The 18,077-nt window shown below is 73.1% G+C and carries 8 protein-coding genes; 5 read left to right on the top strand and 3 right to left on the bottom strand.

The window, feature by feature from the left end; genetic code table 11:
• Window positions 1–87 precede the first annotated feature (87 nt).
• Together ACZ3II_RS32205 and ACZ3II_RS32210 are read left to right on the top strand one after the other, a co-directional pair.
• Window positions 88–843 (top strand): sulfite exporter TauE/SafE family protein, encoded by a 756-nt coding sequence (locus ACZ3II_RS32205; RefSeq protein ID WP_465522372.1) that lies wholly within the window; start codon window positions 88–90, stop codon window positions 841–843.
• A gap of 37 nt (window positions 844–880) precedes the next feature.
• Window positions 881–1,591 (top strand): sulfotransferase-like domain-containing protein, encoded by a 711-nt coding sequence (locus tag ACZ3II_RS32210; protein ID WP_465522374.1) that lies wholly within the window; start codon window positions 881–883, stop codon window positions 1,589–1,591.
• On the opposite strand, the gene ACZ3II_RS32215 is transcribed toward ACZ3II_RS32210, so the two are convergent.
• Window positions 1,581–2,486, bottom strand: coding sequence for an aminotransferase class IV (locus ACZ3II_RS32215; RefSeq protein WP_465522376.1), 906 nt, complete (start codon window positions 2,484–2,486; stop codon window positions 1,581–1,583). The two genes, ACZ3II_RS32210 and ACZ3II_RS32215, sit on opposite strands and share 11 nt — an antisense overlap.
• A gap of 316 nt (window positions 2,487–2,802) precedes the next feature.
• Window positions 2,803–3,498, bottom strand: a complete 696-nt coding sequence (gene deoC / locus ACZ3II_RS32220) for a deoxyribose-phosphate aldolase (RefSeq protein WP_465522378.1) — start codon at window positions 3,496–3,498, stop codon at window positions 2,803–2,805.
• 70 nt (window positions 3,499–3,568) lie between these two features.
• On the opposite strand from deoC, the gene ACZ3II_RS32225 reads away from it, so the two are divergent.
• Window positions 3,569–4,291, top strand: a complete 723-nt coding sequence (locus tag ACZ3II_RS32225; RefSeq protein WP_465522380.1) for a GntR family transcriptional regulator — start codon at window positions 3,569–3,571, stop codon at window positions 4,289–4,291.
• Here the strand turns inward: ACZ3II_RS32225 and ACZ3II_RS32230 are convergent.
• Window positions 4,226–16,291: an amino acid adenylation domain-containing protein gene (locus ACZ3II_RS32230; RefSeq protein ID WP_465522382.1), complete on the bottom strand. Its 12,066-nt coding sequence runs from the start codon at window positions 16,289–16,291 to the stop codon at window positions 4,226–4,228. The two genes, ACZ3II_RS32225 and ACZ3II_RS32230, sit on opposite strands and share 66 nt — an antisense overlap.
• Window positions 16,292–16,391: 100 nt before the next feature.
• Here ACZ3II_RS32230 and ACZ3II_RS32235 point away from each other — a divergent pair, with 100 nt between their 5' ends.
• Together ACZ3II_RS32235 and ACZ3II_RS32240 are read left to right on the top strand one after the other, a co-directional pair.
• Window positions 16,392–17,327, top strand: coding sequence for an ABC transporter ATP-binding protein (locus ACZ3II_RS32235; RefSeq protein WP_465522384.1), 936 nt, complete (start codon window positions 16,392–16,394; stop codon window positions 17,325–17,327).
• The gene (locus ACZ3II_RS32240; RefSeq protein ID WP_465522386.1) at window positions 17,324–18,076 is read left to right on the top strand and encodes an ABC transporter permease; all 753 of its coding nucleotides are present in this window, start codon (window positions 17,324–17,326) and stop codon (window positions 18,074–18,076) included. The genes ACZ3II_RS32235 and ACZ3II_RS32240 overlap by 4 nt, the downstream gene beginning before the upstream one ends.
• Window position 18,077: the final 1 nt, after the last annotated feature.

An 18,077-nucleotide genomic window follows, 5' to 3' on the forward strand; every position in this document is an offset into this window, starting at 1 on the left:
AAGAAACCGTGCGCCGGGAGCGGCACGTGACGAAGGCGACAGCGTTCCGCCGGCCGGCAACGGGCTGAAACGCTTCAGACTCGGAGGGTGGATCTCGATCATGCGGCGCTGCTCGTCGCCGGTGGTGTCGGGTCCGGGCTGACCGGCTCGATGGCCGGGCTGGCGTCCCTCGTCAGCTACCCGACGCTGCTGGCGGTCGGGCTCCCGCCGATCGCCGCCAACGTGACCAACTCGGTGGGCCTGCTCGCCAGCGGCGCCGGGTCGGCCGCCGGCTCCCGCCTGGAGTTGCGCGGCCAGGGTCGCCGGATCCTGCGCCAGAGCCTGTACGCGCTGCTCGGCGGCACCGCCGGCGCCGTCCTGCTGATGAACACCACCACCGCCGTGTTCGAGCGGGTGGTGCCGCTGCTGATCGCGCTGGCCGCCGTCGTGCTGCTGCTGCGTGATCGGCTGCGCACCTGGTACACCCGGCCGGGAGCCCGCTTCGGGCAGCCGCCGCTGGGTCTCGCGGTGTTCCTGATCGGCATCTACGGCGGCTACTTCGGCGCGGCCGCCGGCGTGCTCATGCTGGCGGTGATGTCGATGTCGGTGGTCGAGCCGCTGGCCGTGACGAACGCGGTCAAGAGCGTCGTCCTCTGCGCCTCGAACTTCGCCGCCGCCGTCCTGTACGCCGTGATCGCCCCGGTCAACTGGGCGGCCGCCCTGCTGCTCGGCGCCGGTTGCCTGATCGGCAGCTGGATCGGGCCCGCGCTGGTACGCCGTACCCCCGAACGCCCGCTGCGCATCGTCATCGCCGTCGCCGCCCTGGCCCTGGCCACCTACCTGTGGCACGACGCCACGGGCTGAGTCAGCGGCGAGCGGCGCGGGATGCGACAGTGGGCCGATGACGACCCGGGTGGCGATGTGGTCCGGTCCGCGCAACATCTCCACCGCGATGATGCGCAGTTTCGGCTCGCGCGCCGACACCGTCGTCGTCGACGAGCCGCTGTACGCGCACTATCTCGCCGTGACCGGGCTCGATCATCCCGGCCGGGACGAGATCCTGGCCGCCCAGCCCACCCGCTGGCAGGACGTGGCCGCCACGCTGACCGGACCGGTCCCCGGCGGTCCCGCCGTCTTCTACCAGAAGCACATGACCCACCACCTGCTCCCCGGGATCGGCCGGGAGTGGCTGGGCGGCCTCACCCACGCGTTCCTGATCCGGGATCCCGGGCACGTCGTCGCCTCGTACGCGAAGGTCCGCGGCGAACCCACCCTCGACGACCTCGGGTACCCGCAGCAGCTGGAGATCTTCCGCACGTTCGGCGGCCCGGTCGTCGACGCCGCCGACGTCCTGCGCGCCCCCGAGGACACGCTCCGGCTGCTCTGCGCCGCGCTCGGCATCCCGTTCGACCCGGCGATGCTGCGCTGGGCGCCCGGCCCGCGACCGGCCGACGGCGTCTGGGCCCCGCACTGGTACGCGGCGGTGCGGACCTCCACCGGCTTCGCCCGGTACGACCCGTCGCCCGCCGAGGTCCCCGCCCACCTGCGTCAGCTCGCCGAGGCCGCCCGCCCCTACTACGAGGAGCTGGCCGCCCATCGTCTCAGCCGGTGAGGACCGGCACGCCGTACGCCGCGGCATGCTCCTGATAGATCTTCGCGATCCGCCGGGTCAGCTCGCCGGGCTCGCCGTCGCCGATCCGCCTGCCGTCGATCGTGGTGACCGCGGCGATCTCGCCCATCGTGCCGGTGCAGAACACCTCGTCCGCCGCGGAGAACTCGGCCAGCGACACGTCCCGCGCCTCCGCCGGCACGCCGTGCTCCGCCGCCAGGTCCAGCACCGTCTGCCGGGTGATCCCTTCCGGGCAGGCCGCCGTCGTCGGGGTGACCAGCCCACCGGACACGACAGCGAACAGGTGGGTCGCGTTGGTCTCGGCGACGAACCCCCGCTGATCGAGCATCAGCGCGTCGTCCGCTCCCGCCGCGTTCGCCTCGATCTTGGCGAGGATCGAGTTCAGCAGATTGTTGTGGTGGATCTTCGGATCGAGCACGTCCGGCGCCGGGCGCCGCACACTCGACGTGATCAGGGTCAGCCCGCCGGTGTCGTACACCGGCGGCTTGTGCTCCGCCAGCACGATCAGCGTCGGTCCCGACCGGTTGAGGCGCGGGTCCATGCCGCTGGTCACCTTGACGCCGCGGGTCAGCGTGAGGCGTACGTGCACCCCGTCGGTCATCTCGTTGGCCCGCAACGTCGCCGTGATCGCCTCGACGATCGCCTCGTCGGCCGGGATCTCGGCGAAACCGAGCGCCAGCGCGGACCGCCGCAGCCGCGCCAGGTGCTCCGTCAGCCCGAAGATCGCGCCCCGGTAGAGCCGCAGCCCCTCCCACACGGCGTCCCCGCCCTGGACCACGGAGTCGAACGGGGACAGGCCCGGGCGGCTGCGGTGCACCAGCTCCCCGTTGACCCAGTAGCGGACATCAGCGTTGCGCTCGTCATACCGCTGCAGCATCGCCCCAGCATAGGCGCGCCGGCGGTCCACCGATCCCACGGTTTCCCGGCGGATGCGGCCCTCACCGCTACCCCCGGTTCGCGAGCCGTCGCCCACACCGGTCACCGCACCCGCGAAACATGTCTCAGCGACGGCTCGCGGTCGCGGCGCCGCCGGACCGTCCGTCAGCCGTCGTTCAGACAGGCATCGCCGACGCCATGACAGCGATCAGCGACGGCTCACGAACGGCTCTCACCGCGACAACCGCCGGGCCTTCAGCGAGCGGCGACAGCGCTCGACCGCCCGGGTGCCGGAGGGGACGGCGTACGCCGGACGATCAGGCGCGACCACCGGAGACCGCAACCTGACGCCGCGCCAGGTCCTGCAGGATCTCACCGGTCGACGACGTGCCGAAACGCGTCACGCCGACCGCGGTCATCGCCATGATCGCGTCCAGGGTGCGGACCCCGCCGGAGGCCTTGACCTGCACCTTCGCCGAGACGGCGGAGCGCATCAGGGCGAGGTCGTCGATGGTGGCGCCCTTGGGCGCGAAACCGGTGGAGGTCTTCACGAACGCCGCGCCGGCCCGCTCGGCGGCCCAGCAGGCGGCGAGTTTCTGCTCGTCGGTGAGGTACGCGGTCTCGAGGATGACCTTCACGTGCGCGGTGCCGGCGGCCTTCACGATCATGCCGATCTCGTGCTCGACGGCGGCGATGTCGCCGGAGCGCAGCCAGCCGATGTTGAGCACCATGTCGATCTCCTTGGCGCCCTGGTGCACCGCGAGCTCGGTCTCGGCGATCTTGATCTCGGTGGCGGTGTCGCCGTGCGGGAAGCCGACCACCGTGCCGACGGCGACGTTGGTGCCGCGGAGCAGGTCGACGGCGACGCTGACGTCGCAGGGGCGGACACAGACCGAGGCGACGTCGTACTTCTTGGCGATCGCGCAGCCTTCGCGCACGTCCTCGAGGGTGAACTCGGGCCGGAGGATGGAGTGGTCGATCATCTTCGCGATCTGCGGCACGGTGAAGTTCATGGCACCGAAGGATAGCTGTCTAGACAGGTAGCTGTCTAGACAGGTTGTTCGGATCGGTAAGGTGAGCGGCATGTCCGGGGACCCCGATTTCGCGCCGCGCTACTTCCGCATCGAACAGTCGCTGCGCGCGCTCATCGCCAAGTCCCGCCCGCACGACCCGCTGCCGTCCGAGCCGGAACTCGCCCGCGAGCACGGCGTCAGCCGGATGACCGCGCGCGCCGCCGTGACGCAGCTGGTCAACGACGGCCTCGTCTACCGGGCGCCGGGCCGCGGCACGTTCGTCGCCGTCCCCAGCGGCCCGCGCCGCGCCGACCATCTGATCCGGCTCAGCGAGGAGATCCGCAAGCAGGGCAGACGGCCGTGGGCCAAGGTGGTGGTGGCGGAGCTGCGGCAGCCGACGGCGTCGGAGGCGACCCGGCTGCGGCTGCGCAAGGGCGACGTGTACGCGATCCACCGCGTCCGTTTCGCCGACGAGGAGCCGATCGCGTTCGAGAAGGCGATGTACCCCGGCACCATCCCCGGCCTGCTCGACTTCGACCTGTCGAAATCGGTCCACGAGGCGCTCGTCACGATCGGGCACACCCCGGTCCGCGGCACCGCCACGATCGGCGCCCAGCCGGCGACCGAGGAGGACGCCCGGGAACTGGGCGTCCTCCTCGGCTCGGCCCTGCTGGTCGAGGAACGGCTCATCCTCGACCAGCACGAACGGCCGCTCGAACTCAGCGAGTCACGGTACGCGGGCAACCGTTACCGCCTCGACGTCGCCTTCGGTGTCGAGCCGCTGGTTCAGTAGGTGCAACGGCGCGGCCCGCACCCCCGCCGCGTCGAGGGCGACCCCGTACGCGACCGCCTGCCCCGCCTCCACCGGCCCGGTGACCAGCGGCAGCCCCGGCACCGCCGCGTGCAGCAGCGACTCCAGCCGGCACGACGCGATCGCCCCCGGCAGCCCCGCCACGACCGGCGGCAGCCCGGCGGCGACGGTGTGCTCGAGAGGTCCGCAGTCGAGCAGGCCGCCCCCGACGATCAGCACGTCACCGCGGTCCCGCATCCGGGCCAGCGCCCGCCCGGTGTCGAAGCAGTGCGGGAACGAGTCGTCGACCACGATCGCTCCCGGGCGTAGCCGCGCCACGTCCAGCGTGGAGGGCCCGCCACTGGTCGCCGCGATGATCAGATCCGCGCGGTAGACGTCGTCCCCGACCGTTCCGCCGGCCTCCGCCGCGAGCGTCTCCAGGCGGGCCGCCGCCGACGGCAGATCGCACAGGATCAGCCCGGCCGGCCTCTCCCCCGCCCCGGCCAGCAGCAGCCGCATCGCCGACGTCCCGATCGAACCGACCCCCAGGAACGCCACCACACAGTCCCGCAGCCGCCGCCCTCTCGCGGCCAGCGCGGCGTGCGCGGTCCGCACCACGGCTGCCGCGGTCACGGCATGGCCGGTGGTCAGATCAACCCCGTTGCGGAGGTACGGCGTAACGGCCGCCCCGAACCCCGTCCGCGCCGGAATCATCCCGGCCAGCGACACCGTCCGCGCCCCCAGCCCCGCCGCGAGATCGACCGCCGCCGCCGTCTCCTCCGCCAGCCCGGCCCGCCCGAGCTCATCCGCGAACCGCGGCAACGCCACGAACCCCGACCGCCCCAGCGACGTTCCCACGCTCTCCAGGAGCCGCGCCCGCCCGTCCGGGAACAGCAGCGCGCGCATCGCCTCCCGGCCGAGTCCCGGAAGCATCCGCCGGACCGGCTCGGGCAGTCCCGCCGCGAGCCCTTTCCACTGCTCAGGCCCCGGCAGATATCCGACCAGCGCGGCATCGAGCCGGGCTTCCGCTCCGGCGAGCGCCTCCCCGCCGCTCCCACCACGGCTGTCGGCACCACGCCCACCCCGCACCCGGCCGCCACCACTGCCGTCACGGACCCGGGCGCCGTCGTGGATCTCACCACGCATCCCGCCGCCGCCATCACTCCCGCCACGGACCCGGGCGCCGTCGTGGGTTTCACCACGCATCTCGCCGCCGTCATGGGTCTCACCACGCAGCACCCCGCCGACATCACTCCCGCCACGCACCCCGCCGTCGCCGCTGTCGGCCCCCTCCCCCTTGGGGATCTTGGGCGATTCGCCGCCGGGAACGGTGGTGAAGTGTTCGAGGTCCGCGGCGATCGTGACGAGGTCGGCGGCCGGGATCCGGGCGCGCAGCGTCAGGCGCAGGCCGCCGTCGACCGGGCGGGCCGCCAGCAGGACGTCGGTGCCGGGCGGGACGGCCAGCTCGGCATCGGCGTCGTCCCAGGTCAGCCGCAGATTCTCGCCGCGCATCGCGCCGAGGGCGGCGAAGTCCAGGTAGGTGAAGAAGTACCGCCAGCCGTGCGGCGCCGTGAACGTCCGCCCTCGCGCCTCGGTGACGGCCGCCGCCACCTCGGTGAGGGCGGCGCCGGCCGGAACCCGTACCGCGACCGCTGTCGCGCACGGCCCGAAAAGCCGGCCGACGTCCGGCAGCGCGTGATCACGTCCGGTCACGGCGACACCGATCACCGGGTCGGGGCGGTACGCGGCGAGCGCCCGGTGGTACGCGGCGAGCACCGGCACGAACGCCGTGGTCCCCGCCGCCGCGGCCCGTTCCCGGAGCGCCGTCACGTCCGCCGGCCCGATCGTGAACCCGGCCGTGACGATCTCTCCTCCGGCGGTCAGCGACCCACCGTCGTCCGGCGCGGGTTCCGGGGTGATCGTGTCGAGCAGGGCCACGTACTCCCGGAACGTCGACCGCAGCACCGGCAGCGCCGTCCCGTCGTAGGCGGCGAGGAGTTCCCGCATCAGCAGCGCGACGCTGTACCCGTCGCCGACCAGATGGTGCGCGTGGGTGAGCAGGACATGTTCGTCCGGGCCGTACCGGAGCAGCCGCAACCTGACCAGCGGCCACTCCGCCGGGTCGAAGCGGTGCTCCCGTTCGTCCGCGAGTTCCCGGTCCAGCGGCCGCGGTTCGGCCTGATAGCCGACGATCAGCCGCGCCGACGGCATCTCCCGCTGCACGGGCGGCCGGGCGCCTCGCGGGAACACGGTCCGCAGCATCGGATGCCGCTCGACGAGCAGGTCCACCGCCCGCTGGAAGCGTTCCCGATCGAGCGGCCCGTGCAACCGTGGCGCCGCCAGCCAGGTCGACGCGACACCGACCGCGTCCGCCAGCAGGAACCCGCGCTGCGTGAGGCTGACCCCGAAATCCGGCTGGCTCTCATGGCTGTCTCCGGACGGTTGAGACAGCCGTGAGGACCGGCCGGGGGCTGGCGGCGGGGCGCCGGGGCTGTCGGTGGGCGGTGGGGACGGCAGGCCCGCTGCGGGGGACGATGCTGAGGAGTCGAGGGCTTCGGCGAGCGCGGCGACCGTACGCAACCGGAAAAGGACAGTGGGCCGCGGCAAGGCCGTGAGGTGCTCGCTCAGCCGGGAGAAGAGTTCCAGCACCGCGATGGAATCGCCGCCCAGGGCGAAGAAGTCGTCGTCCCGCCCGACCGAGGCGACGCCGAGTTGCTGTTGCCAGAGTTCGGCGAGGAGGCGCTCGGTGGCGGTGACCGGCGCGGACGGTGAACCGGTGACCGGCGCGGCGCGGAGAGACGCGCGGTCGATCTTGCCGGTGGCGGTGAGCGGGAGTTCCGCCACGACGGTGATCCGCGACGGCACCAGATAGTCCGGCAGCAGCGCCGCCAGGTGGGCACGCAGCGCGGAACCGTCCACCGAGGACTGCGCCCAGGCCACGAGCCGCCCGCCGTCGGCCAGGACCACGGCCCGTTCGACCGCCGGGTGCCCGCGCAGGACTGCTTCGGCTTCGCCGGGTTCGACCCGGTACCCGCGGATTTTCACCTGGTCGTCGGCCCGCCCGCGGAACCACAGCACCCCGTCGGCGTCCCGGAACCCGAGGTCGCCGCTGCGGTACCAGCGGCGACCGCCGAGTTCCACGAACGCCGCCGCCGTCTGTTCCGGATCGTCGAGGTAGCCGCCGGCCAGCCCGGCGCCACCGATGTAGATCTCGCCCTCGGCGGACGGCAGCCCGTCCGCCCCGATCACCTCGACGACCGCGCCGCCGACGGGCCGCCCGATCGGCAGCCGGTCCACGTCGTCGCCGGGCCGGGCGGTGATCAGGTGCCAGGTGGCGTTGATGGTGGTCTCGGTGGGCCCGTACAGGTTGGTGATCCGCTGGCCCGGCCCGAACAGGTCGAACCAGCGCCGCACATGCGCCGGGGACAGTTCCTCGCCGCCGACGTGGACCCACCGCAAATTCAGGGTGGGCCGGCTGTTCTCGGCGGCGGTCAGCACCCGCTCCCACAGTGCCGGAACCGAACTCCACACGGTGACCCGGTCCCGTTGCAGGCGTTCGAGGAGGAGTTCGGGATCGCGTACGGTGTCCCGCTCCCACGCCACCACTGTCGCCCCGGTGAGTAGGGGTGCGAGGAGCTGGCGTACCGAGGCGTCGAAGCAGATCGACGCGGTCTGCGCCAGCCGGTCGCCCGCGTGGTATCCGAACGTGCCGATCGCCCAGTCCAAGTAGTTGATCATCGACTGGTGACTGACGGCGACACCCTTGGGGCGGCCGGTGGAGCCGGAGGTGAAGATGACGTACGCCGTGTCGTCCGGCGGCGCGGGCTCCCCCGTACCCTCCTCGTCGAACCCGACCACGGTGAACCCGGACCCGAGCGCCTCCGCAGCGTCCCGCGTCCCCGGATCGCAGACGACCACGCCCGCGCCCGCCCGGTTCAGCTGACTCGCCAGCCGGGCCGGTGGATGCGCCGCGTCGGCCGGAACCCACGCCGCGCCCGCCTTGAGAATCCCGACCAGCCCGATCACGGTCGCCGCCCCTGGCGAGGTGAGCAGCCCGATCCGCCGCGCCCCGGTCTCCGCCAGCCGCCCGGCGAGCCGATCCGAGGCGACGTCCATCGCACGATAGGTGAGCGGGTCGCCGTCACTGAGCACGGCAACGGCGTGCGGCGTACGCGCGACCTGCGCCCGGATCCGCGCCACCACCCCGATGTCACCGCCGGCCAGCTCGGTCATCTCCGCGAGGTGCTCGTCGGCGAACCGGGCCACCGCGGTCGCGCCTGACGGATGGTTCCAGGAGAAGTGCAGCGCGCCGTGCGCCTCGAAGCAGACCAGCCCCAGCCGGGTCGCCGCCGACGCCGTACCCGCCGTGGTGGCCAGAACGTTCGTTCCGGTCCGGCCCGCTCCCGGGAACCGCGCGAAGCTGAAACTCGCCGGGCTGACCGTCCGCGGCCCGTCCCCGTCCGCCGCGAGCATCCGCGCCAGATCGACTGTCGAGACGCTGCCGTGCTGCTCCGCCACGAGCCAGAGGTCCCGCAGCCGGGCGGCCAGGCCGGTCGCGCTCTCGCCGGCCCGGACGTCGGCCAGCACCGGCAGCGTGTCCGCGAACGGCCCGACCATCCGCTCGATCCCGGGCAGCCGCGCCTCCCGCCCGGCCCGCGCCACCGCGACCGGCACGACGTCCTGCCCGCTCCAGCGCGCCAGACACCGGACGTACCCGGCCAGCAGCAGATGAAAGACCGAGACTCCCGCCTGCCGGGCCTTCGCCGTCAGCGCACGGCTTGCCGCGGCGGTCAAGACCCTTTGCTGTACGCCGTAAGCCCCGCTCGCCTCCACCCCGCCGATCGGCAGTGCCAGTCGTGGCCACTCGGCCAGCGCCGCCCGCCAGTGATCCAGATCGGTCGTCACCGGGCTCCGCCGTGCCGCCTCGTGGTCCGCGAACGTCTGCTGCGGGGCGGCCTCCAGGGTCTCCCCGCGATAGTGCGCCCAGACCTCGTCCCCGAGAACGGCGAGGCTGAAGCCGTCGGCCGCCGCGTGATGCACGACCACCAGGAGGTCCGCTCCCGCCAGGACCGCTCTGATCGGCGCTTCCCGCTCGAGGTCGAACGGCCGGTTCCGCAGCTCCGCGTCCAGCTCCACCAGCGAGTCACGCTCGGTGAGTTCGGCGACCGTGAACCAGCTCGGCCGGCCGTCCTCCGGCGCCTCGAACCACTGACCGGCCAGGCCGATCCGCGCCCGCAGCATCGGATGCCGCCGCGCCACCTCGGCGAACGCCAGTGCCAGCCGCTGCGCGTCGACCGGACCGGCCAGGGTCTGCCGAACGTACGCATAGGCCGGCGCCTCCGGATAGAGCCGCCCGTTCGTGACGAACGCCCGCTGCACCGGGCTCAACGGGAACACCGTCCGCTCGGGTCCCGCCAGATGCGCGGTCAGCTCAGCGATCGTGCGGTGCTCGAAGAACAACGTCGTCGACAGCGTCCGCCCGAGCCGTTTCTCCAGTTCCTTGACCAGGTCGACGGCAGTGAGCGAGTCCAGGCCCAGCGTCAGGAACGGCTCCTCGACGCCGATGCTCTCCGGTTCCCGCCGCAGCGGCCCGGCCAGCAGCTCCCGAACCACCGTCACCAGCTCAGCCGCCGCTCCGTCGGCCCTGGGCCCGTTCTGTCGCTCGGCCGCTTTGCTACGTGTTGCGACGAGGCTGGACATGGTAGCCGCGGCGGCCGTTGAGGGCTGTGGCACCGGGGTGACCAGCACGTGTGGGGCTCCGGTGGCGACCGCCGCCCACAGGGCGTCCGGCATCTGCTCGATCGGCAGGCCGTCGCGTACCGCCGCGTGCGCGGAGGCCAAACCGCCGCCGACGAGGGCCGGAAGCCCGACGGCCACGAACCGCCGCCCGGCTGGCTGCTCAGCGGCCGCGAACGCGTCGAGGAAGACGTTCCCGGCGACGTAGTCACCGACCGCACCGGCCAGGCCCGGCAGCACCGACGAGACCGACGACAGCGCGACGAACAGCGGACACCGGTCGCCGAGCGCCCGGGTGAGCAGGATCGTCCCGCGTACCTTGGCGGCCAGCACCGCCTCGGCCTCCTCCGGTGTCTTCGCCCGCAGGCTGCCCGGCCGCACGATCCCGGCCGCTTGCACCACCACGTCGAAGGTCCAGCCGTCGACGAGTCCCGCGACGTCCTCGGGGACGGTCACGTCCGCCACCCGGTACTCGGCGACCGCACCCGATCCCCGCAGCTCGTCGAGGAGCGCGACCGGTTCCGCGGAACGGCCGGCCAGCAGCAGCCGCGGCCGTCCCCGGCGAGCCAGGTGCCGCGCGATCTCCGCGCCCGCCGCCCCGGCCCCTCCGACGATCAGGTAGCTGCCGTCCGGCAGATCCTCACCGCCGGCCGGTGGTGCCACCGGCTCGAACACCCTGGTCAGCCGCCGCCCGGACCGCCAAGCGACGATCTCGGCCGGCCCGGCACCCGGTGGACGGGCGGTCTCCCGTTCGACAGCCGCCCGCCGGTCCTCCTCGGCGTCGTCCGAACAGAGGTCGACGACCCGTACCCCCGCACCCGGATTCTCATCGGCGAACGCCATCGCGAGCCCGGCCCAGACCGCGTGCGCAGGGTCCGGCCGTTCCGCGCCGGTGGCCCAGAGATCCCGCGTGACGACCAGCAGGGCACCCTCGGCAGGCGCCGCCGCGATCGCCGCGAGCGCGCCCGCCACGTCCCCGGCATCCGCCCGAATCACGGTCACCGCCCCGGCTCCCGCCTGCGTCACCGTCATCCCGCCGGCCACCATCTCCTCGGTGCCCGCCCGGCTCATGGTCAGCCCACCAACCGGCGCCCCGGCCACCGCCACCTCGATGGCTGCCGCCGCGCCGACTCCCTCCCCGGCCGCCGTCAAGGGCGCGTCGTGCCAGGAAGGGACGGAGAGGACCGGCGGGGGTGGGTCGGTGATCCAGAAGCGGCGGCGCTGGAACGGGTAGGTGGGCAGGTCGACGCGACGGGTGCCGCGGTCGAGGCCGGTACGGTCCAGCGGCGCTCCCCGTGACCACAGCGTGCCCGCGGTCGCCAGGAGCGCGGAGGCGTTCGCGCCGGCGGTCACGACGGTGGTGGGGGCGGGCGATCGGCGTACCAGAGAAGCAAGCGTGACCGAACCGCCCACCTCGACCATCGCGTCGAACCCGTCGGCACGGAGCCGGGCCACGGCAGCCGCGAACCGGACCGGGCGCACGGCGTGCGCTGCCAGGTAGGACGCGTCCAAAGCCGGGTTCCAGTCGCCGGTGACCGTGCTGAGCAGCGGAACCGTCTGCGGCCGGTGCGGGGGCGCGGGAGTGGCGAGCCGTTCGGTGATCGGCAGCATGGCGGGGCTGTGGAAGGCGTGCGAGACCGCGAGCCGCCGGTTGGGCACGCCACGGTCCGCGAGAACGCGTTCAGCATGGTCGATCGCCTCGACGGAACCGGCCAGCACGATGCGGTCCGGCGCGTTCTCGGCCGCGACCACCACATCGAAGTGCCGCCTGCCAGTGGCGCCGACGGCGATCCCGGCCGCGGGAAGCAGACCGGCGATGTCGTCGGGGGAGGCGGCGACGGCCAGCATCGCGCCGGGGGCGGCCAGTTCGGCGGTGAGGCGGCCGCGTTCGGCGGCCAGGAGGACCGCTTCGATCGGGGTCAGCCGGCTGGCGGAGACCGCCGCGGCGAACTCACCGATGCTGTGGCCGGCGACCGCGTCCGGGCGGATCCCGTAGGCCGTCAGCTGCGCGGCCTGCGCCACCCCGAACGCGACGACCAGCGGCTGGGTCACCTCGGTCCGCGCCAACGCGGCGGCGGGGGCGGTGGGGTCGGTGCACCACTGGACGAGGGTACGGCCGGAGATCGGACCGGCAGCATCGGACATCTCGTCGAGGACGGCCCGGAACACGGGTGCGGTGGCGTACAGCTCCGCACCCTGACCGGGACGCTGCGTGCCCTGCCCGCCGAAGAGGAACACCACCCGGGCGGTCCGGTCGGCCGGAGGGCCGGGCCGAACCGCGGCCAATCGCTCCGGGAGATCGTTTCCGGTCAGGAGCGCGGTCCGGTACGGGCCTTCGTCCCGAGCCGCCGCCACCCCGGCACAGACATCCGCTACCAGGAGGCCGGGTTGTGCCCGAAGGTGGGCCGCGAGTTCACCGGCAGCCACCCGAAGCGCGCCTGCCGACCGCGCCGAGAGCGTCAACAGGTGCGCCCCGGCAGCACCCGGCAGTGGAGCGGCCCCATCAGGCGTCGAACTATGCGAGGCCGAACTATTCGCCGCCGAATCATGCAGAGTCGAACTGTTCGCCGCCAAACTGTTCGGCGGCGAACTGTTGGCCGTCGAACTGTTCGGTGGGGCGGAGATGATCACGTGGGCGTTCGTGCCGCCGAACCCGAAGCCGTTGACGCCTGCCACGTACGGTCCAGCCCAGCCCCGCCGTTCGGTGACCACCTCGAACCCGGCAGCGGCCAAATCGAAGCGTGACGACGGCCGGTCGTAGTGCAGGGACGGCGGCAACTCCTTGTGCTGCATCGCCAGGATCACCTTGACCAGGGCGGGCATCCCGGCCACGTTCAGCAGATGGCCGATGTTGGTCTTGACCGATCCGAGCAGACGCGGCCCGCCTCCGGCCCGGGGCGGGAACGCGTGGGCCAGGGACCGCACCTCGATCGGGTCCCCGACGGCGGTCCCGGTGCCGTGGGCTTCCACGTACGTGACGTCCGCGGGATCGACCCCGCTGTCCCGATAGGCGGCCGCGATCACCTCGCGCTGCCGCAGCGGATTGGGGGCCATCAGGCTCAGCGACCGCCCGTCGTTGTTGACTGCCGTTCCCCGTACCACCGCCAGCACCCGATCGTCACCGGCTTCCGCGAGCCGGGTCAGGACCAGAACGGCTCCCCCCTCCCCCGGCACGAACCCGTCGGCGGCCGCGTCGAACGCCCGGCAGCGTCCGGTCGGTGACAGCGCCTGAGCGTCCCGGAGCAGCGTCTCGCCGGTCGCGGTCAGGTTCAGGTTGACGCCGCCGACGAGGGCGACATCGCAGTCCCCGGCGGCCAGGCTGCGGCGGGCCAGGTGCAACGCGACCAGCGCCGACGAGCAGGCGGTGTCGACGGCCAGCGCCGGGCCGCCGAGGTCGAGCAGGTGGGCCACGCGTGCGGCGATGAGGTTCCGCAGCGTCCCGGTGAGCGCGTGTGCGCCCGTGGCCGGGGTTCCGGCGGCGAGTTCCGGGTAGCCGCTCTCCCCGACGGCCGCGAACACTCCGATCCGGCGGCCCCGGCGGCGCGGACCGGCGTACCCGGCCCGCTCCAGAGCCTCGTGCGCCAGCTCCAGGAAGATCCGTGCGTGCGGGTCCATCAGCCGGGCCTCGTCCTCCGCGATCCCGAAATATCCGGCATCGAACCGGCCCGGATCGTCGAGGAACGCCCCGAATCCCCCACCCGGCCAGCGCGTGACCGCCGTGACGCTGTCCCGCCCCGCCACCAGGTTCGCCCAGAACCGCTCCGGCGTGTCCGCGTCCGGAAACCGGCACGCCATCCCGACGACCGCCACCTGCCCGCCACCCACCGAGTCCGCCGCGACGGCGTGCTGAGCCGCCCCGCCCCAGCGACCTGCCACAGCGGACTCCGGCGACGGGTTCCCGGGCACGCCGGAACCAAAGGTTGAAGTGGAACACGAGGTGACACCGAGGGAGAGCAGCCGGTCGGCGATGGCCGGAACGGTGGCGCAGTCCCGCAACAAGGACGGATCGAGGGTACGCCCGAACGCGTCCTCCAACCCCGCCAGCACCTCCATCGCCGCCAGCGACGATCCACCGATCGCCAGGAACCGGTCGTCCGGCCCGATCGTCTCGGCGGGAACCCGCAGCACCCGCCCCCACAGTCCCCGAACGACCCGCTCCACCTCCGTGCGCCCGGCCGGAATCCCACCCTCAGCGGCCGCACCGTTTCCCCGCACGCCCCTCGAAGGCGGCTCAACCAACCTGCCGGTAGCACGAACGGTGTCGGCGGTAGTGGGAGTGCCGACGGCGGGAAGGTCGTCAGCGGGAGCAGCGCTAGTGGGAGCGGGAGGAATGGTAGCCGCGCTGGTAAGGCCAGCGGCAGCAGGAACGGCGGTAGCGGGAACGGCGGCAGCAGGAACGGCGGCAGCAGGAACGGCGGCAGCAGGAACGGCGGCAGGAACAACCCGCGGCGGGGGCGGGCTTGCTGTCAGGCGGTCGCGGAGGGGTTGGCGGCGGATCTTGCCACTGGTGGTACGGGTGAACGCGCCGCTCGGAACCACCTCGGCCGCCACATCGTCGTACGCCAGCGTCTCGGCGACCCGGGAGCGGACCAGCTCGGTGAGCCCGGCGGGGTTCGCCCGGACGGCGGTGGCCGACAGGTACACGGCGATCCGTTCCCTGCCGGTTCCCGGATCGGTCGCGCCGACCACCGCGAGCGGCCCGGGAGCCAGCCCGGGTGTCGCCGCGGCCACCTCCTCCAGGTCGGCGGCGTGGAAGTTGCGGCCGTTCACGAACAGCACGTCCTTGTGCCGCCCGGTCACGCACAACCGGCCCGCCCGCAGAAACCCCAGGTCCCCGGTGCGCAGCCACTCCCCGTCCCGCGCCTCCGCGGTGGTCTCCGGGTCGCGGTGGTAGCCGCGGGTGACGTTCGGGCCGCGCACGTGGAGGTGGCCGACGAGGCCGTCCTCGAGCACCACGCCGAACTCGTCCACTATGCGCAGCTCACAGCCCGGAACCGGATAGCCGACGTCCATGAACTCCACAAAAGAAAGAACGTTCGGTCCGGAGGGTGCGAGGGCGGTGGCAGGGGGTGCGAGGGCGGTGCCGGGAGGTGCGAGGGCGGTGCCGGGAGGTGCGAGGGCGGTGCCGGGAGGTGCGAGGGCGGTGCCGGGAGGTGCGGGAGCGGTGACAGGGGGTGCGGGAGCGGTGACAGGGGGTGCGAGGGCGGTAACAGGCCGGAGGGAGGAAGGCGACGTGAGAAGGGGCGGAGTGGGGTGGGGCGTGGTGAAGGAAGAGGCCGGCACGGCGACGCCACGGGACAGGGCGGCGCGGGACAACCGCAACGGGACCGCCCGCTCCCCCAGCGGTGGGCAGGCGACCGCCACGGTCGCCTCGGCGAGGCCGTACACCGGCTGCATCGCCCCCGGCGGCAGCCCCGCTCGGGACGTCAGCCGATCGGCGAAGACACGCCACGTGGACGGGGAGATCGGTTCGGCGCCGACCATCAGCAACCGGACGCTGCTCAGGTCGAGGCCGTCCAGAACCGCATCGCTGACCCGGCGGTTGACCAGGGACAACGCGAAATTCGCCGCCGACAGGACGGTCGCCCGGTGTTCCGCAGCGACGCGCAGCCACGTCTCGGGACGCTTCGCGAAGGTGAGCGGCGGGATGCGGACCTGGCGGCACCGGACGTACAGCGGCGCCAGGTGGGTGCCGATCAGACCCATGTCGTGGAAGTACGGCATCCAGGTCACGAACACGTCCGCGCTGCTGAGCTGTCCGGCGCGGGCGGCCTGGGCCAGGTTGGCGACCACGTTGCCGTGGGTCAGCTCGACGCCTTTCGGCGTGCCGGTGCTGCCGGAGGAGAACTGGAGGAAGGCGAGGTCGTCCGGCCGTACCGCAACCGGGGTCTGCAGGGGAAGCGCGGACCGCAACGCGCGGGGGGACAGCGGGGTGGCGCCGGGCGTCGCGGTGTCGCCGGCGATCGGCGGCCGGCCGAGGTGGCGGTGGACGGCGGCGAGGCGGTGGGGTTCGGGCGGGAGCGGGACCGGTACCGCGCCGGCCACGATCGCGCCCCAGAAGAGGCCGAGGAAGTCGGCGCTGTCGTCGGCCACCACCAGGATCGGGTCGCCCGGGCCGATGCCTGCCGCGTGCAGGCCCCCGCCGATGCGCAGCGCGTCGGCGAGGAGTTCGGCGTGCCCGGTGAAGCGGACGGTGTCGCCGGCGTGCACCACGCCCTGGCCCGGGTTCTCGCTCGCGGCCCTGGTCAGCACGTCGATCAGCGTCATGATCACGACCCTAGCGGCCGGGGGCGACATGACATTCGTCATGACTGATCGTTGAATTCGGCGACTGCCGCCGGATCGCGCGGTCGCGAACCATCGAGACATGAGCGCACAGACCATCGAGGTGGACGGGCTTCGCCAGCGGTACGGCGACTTCGAGGCCGTCCGGGGCATCGACTTCGCGGTTCCGGGCGGCGAGTTGTTCGCCCTGCTCGGCACGAACGGGGCCGGCAAGACAACCACGCTGGAGGTCCTGGAGGGGTTCCGTCCGGCGGCGGGCGGCACGGTCCGGCTGCTGGGGTCGGATCCGTGGCGGCAGCGGAAGGCGCTGCGGCCCCGGGTCGGGATCATGCTGCAGGAGAGCGGCCTGATCGGTGACCTGACCGTGGCGGAGACCGTCGGCCTGTGGCGTGACCTGCACGAGCACCCGATGGACGCGGGCGAGGCGCTGAAGCGGGTGGATCTGACGGACAAGGCGGGGGTACGGGTCCGCCAACTCTCCGGCGGCCAGAAACGCCGTCTCGACCTGGCGCTGGCCGTGGTGGGCCGGCCGGAGGTGCTGTTCCTGGACGAGCCGACCACCGGCATGGATCCGGAGGCCCGGCTGGACACCTGGCGGCTGATCCAGGATCTGGTGGCGGCCGGGACGACGGTGCTGCTCACCACCCACTACCTGGAGGAGGCGGAGCGGCTCGCCGACCGGATCGCGATCATGCACCGGGGCGAGATCCGGATCCTGGGCAGCGTTCCGGAGGTGGTGGCCGGGCACGGTGACCGGATCACCTTCCGGGTGCCGTCCCACACGCCGTTCGACACGCTGCCCCGGCTCGGCGGGCTGTCCCCGGAGATCGCCGTCGCCGACGGCTTCCCGACCGCCCGGTACACGCTGTCCGGCGGGGATCCGGACGCTCGCGCCCACCACGGCATGGCCGCGCTGATGTCGTGGGCCGCGGAGACCCGGGTGCCGCTGGAGCGGCTCGCGATCCGGCCCGCCTCGCTGGAGGACGTGTTCCTGAGCATCGTCGAGGAGACCCGATGAGAACCGAACTGAAGCACACCGTACGGCTGGCCCGGGTCGATGTCGCCCTGATCCTGCGCAACCGTTCCGCCCTGACCAACGCGGTGCTGATGCCGCTGCTGGTCACCGCGTTCCTGATCTTCTCGGTGCGGGAGCAGGGCGGCAAGGAGGAGCTGGACTACATGGTGACCGGCCAGTTCGCGGCCCTGCTCGTCTACGCCCCGCTGGTCAACCTGGCCGGCTTCTACACCTCCCGCCGCGAGGAGCTGGTGCTGAAGCGGTTGCTCGGCGGTCCCGCGTCGGCGCCGGCGATCCTGGGCGGCAGCGCGCTCGGCGCCGCCGCCGTCTACCTGACGCAGGCGCTGGTCCTCGGCGTGGCGGCGGTCGTGCTCGGGGTCGGCCTGCCGGGCAACCCACTGCTGGTGCTGGTCGCGATGCTCGGCGGGCTGGCCCTGTTCAGCCTGTTGTCGATGGCGATCTCCGGGTTCAGTTCCAGTGGGGAGCTGGCGCAGCTGGCGACCGTACCGGTCATGCTGCTCTGCCTGTTCCTCTCCCCGGTGATCGTGCCGGTCGACGCGCTCCCGGAGCAGTTGCGGCGGATCTCCGAGTTCCTGCCGATGACCCCGGTCGCCGAGGTGATCCGGGCCGGCTATCAGGGTGCCGTCGTGTGGCCGGAGACGCTGCGGTCGCTGGCGCTGCTGGCGGTGTGGGTGGGTGTCGGCGTGACGCTGGCCCGGCGGTACTTCCGCTGGGATCCGCGGCGCGGCTGAA

Source organism: Actinoplanes sp. NPDC019969 (assembly GCF_055562375.1).

Bases quoted from the DNA above. Each gene is read 5' to 3' on its own strand.
- ACZ3II_RS32215 (WP_465522376.1), bottom strand. From the start codon at position 2,486: ATGCTGCAGCGGTATGACGAGCGCAACGCTGATGTCCGCTACTGGGTC.
- ACZ3II_RS32230 (WP_465522382.1), bottom strand. From the start codon at position 16,291: ATGACGCTGATCGACGTGCTGACCAGGGCCGCGAGCGAGAACCCGGGC.
- ACZ3II_RS32225 (WP_465522380.1), top strand. From the start codon at position 3,569: ATGTCCGGGGACCCCGATTTCGCGCCGCGCTACTTCCGCATCGAACAG.
- ACZ3II_RS32240 (WP_465522386.1), top strand. From the start codon at position 17,324: ATGAGAACCGAACTGAAGCACACCGTACGGCTGGCCCGGGTCGATGTC.
- ACZ3II_RS32235 (WP_465522384.1), top strand. From the start codon at position 16,392: ATGAGCGCACAGACCATCGAGGTGGACGGGCTTCGCCAGCGGTACGGC.
- ACZ3II_RS32210 (WP_465522374.1), top strand. From the start codon at position 881: ATGACGACCCGGGTGGCGATGTGGTCCGGTCCGCGCAACATCTCCACC.
- deoC (WP_465522378.1), bottom strand. From the start codon at position 3,498: ATGAACTTCACCGTGCCGCAGATCGCGAAGATGATCGACCACTCCATC.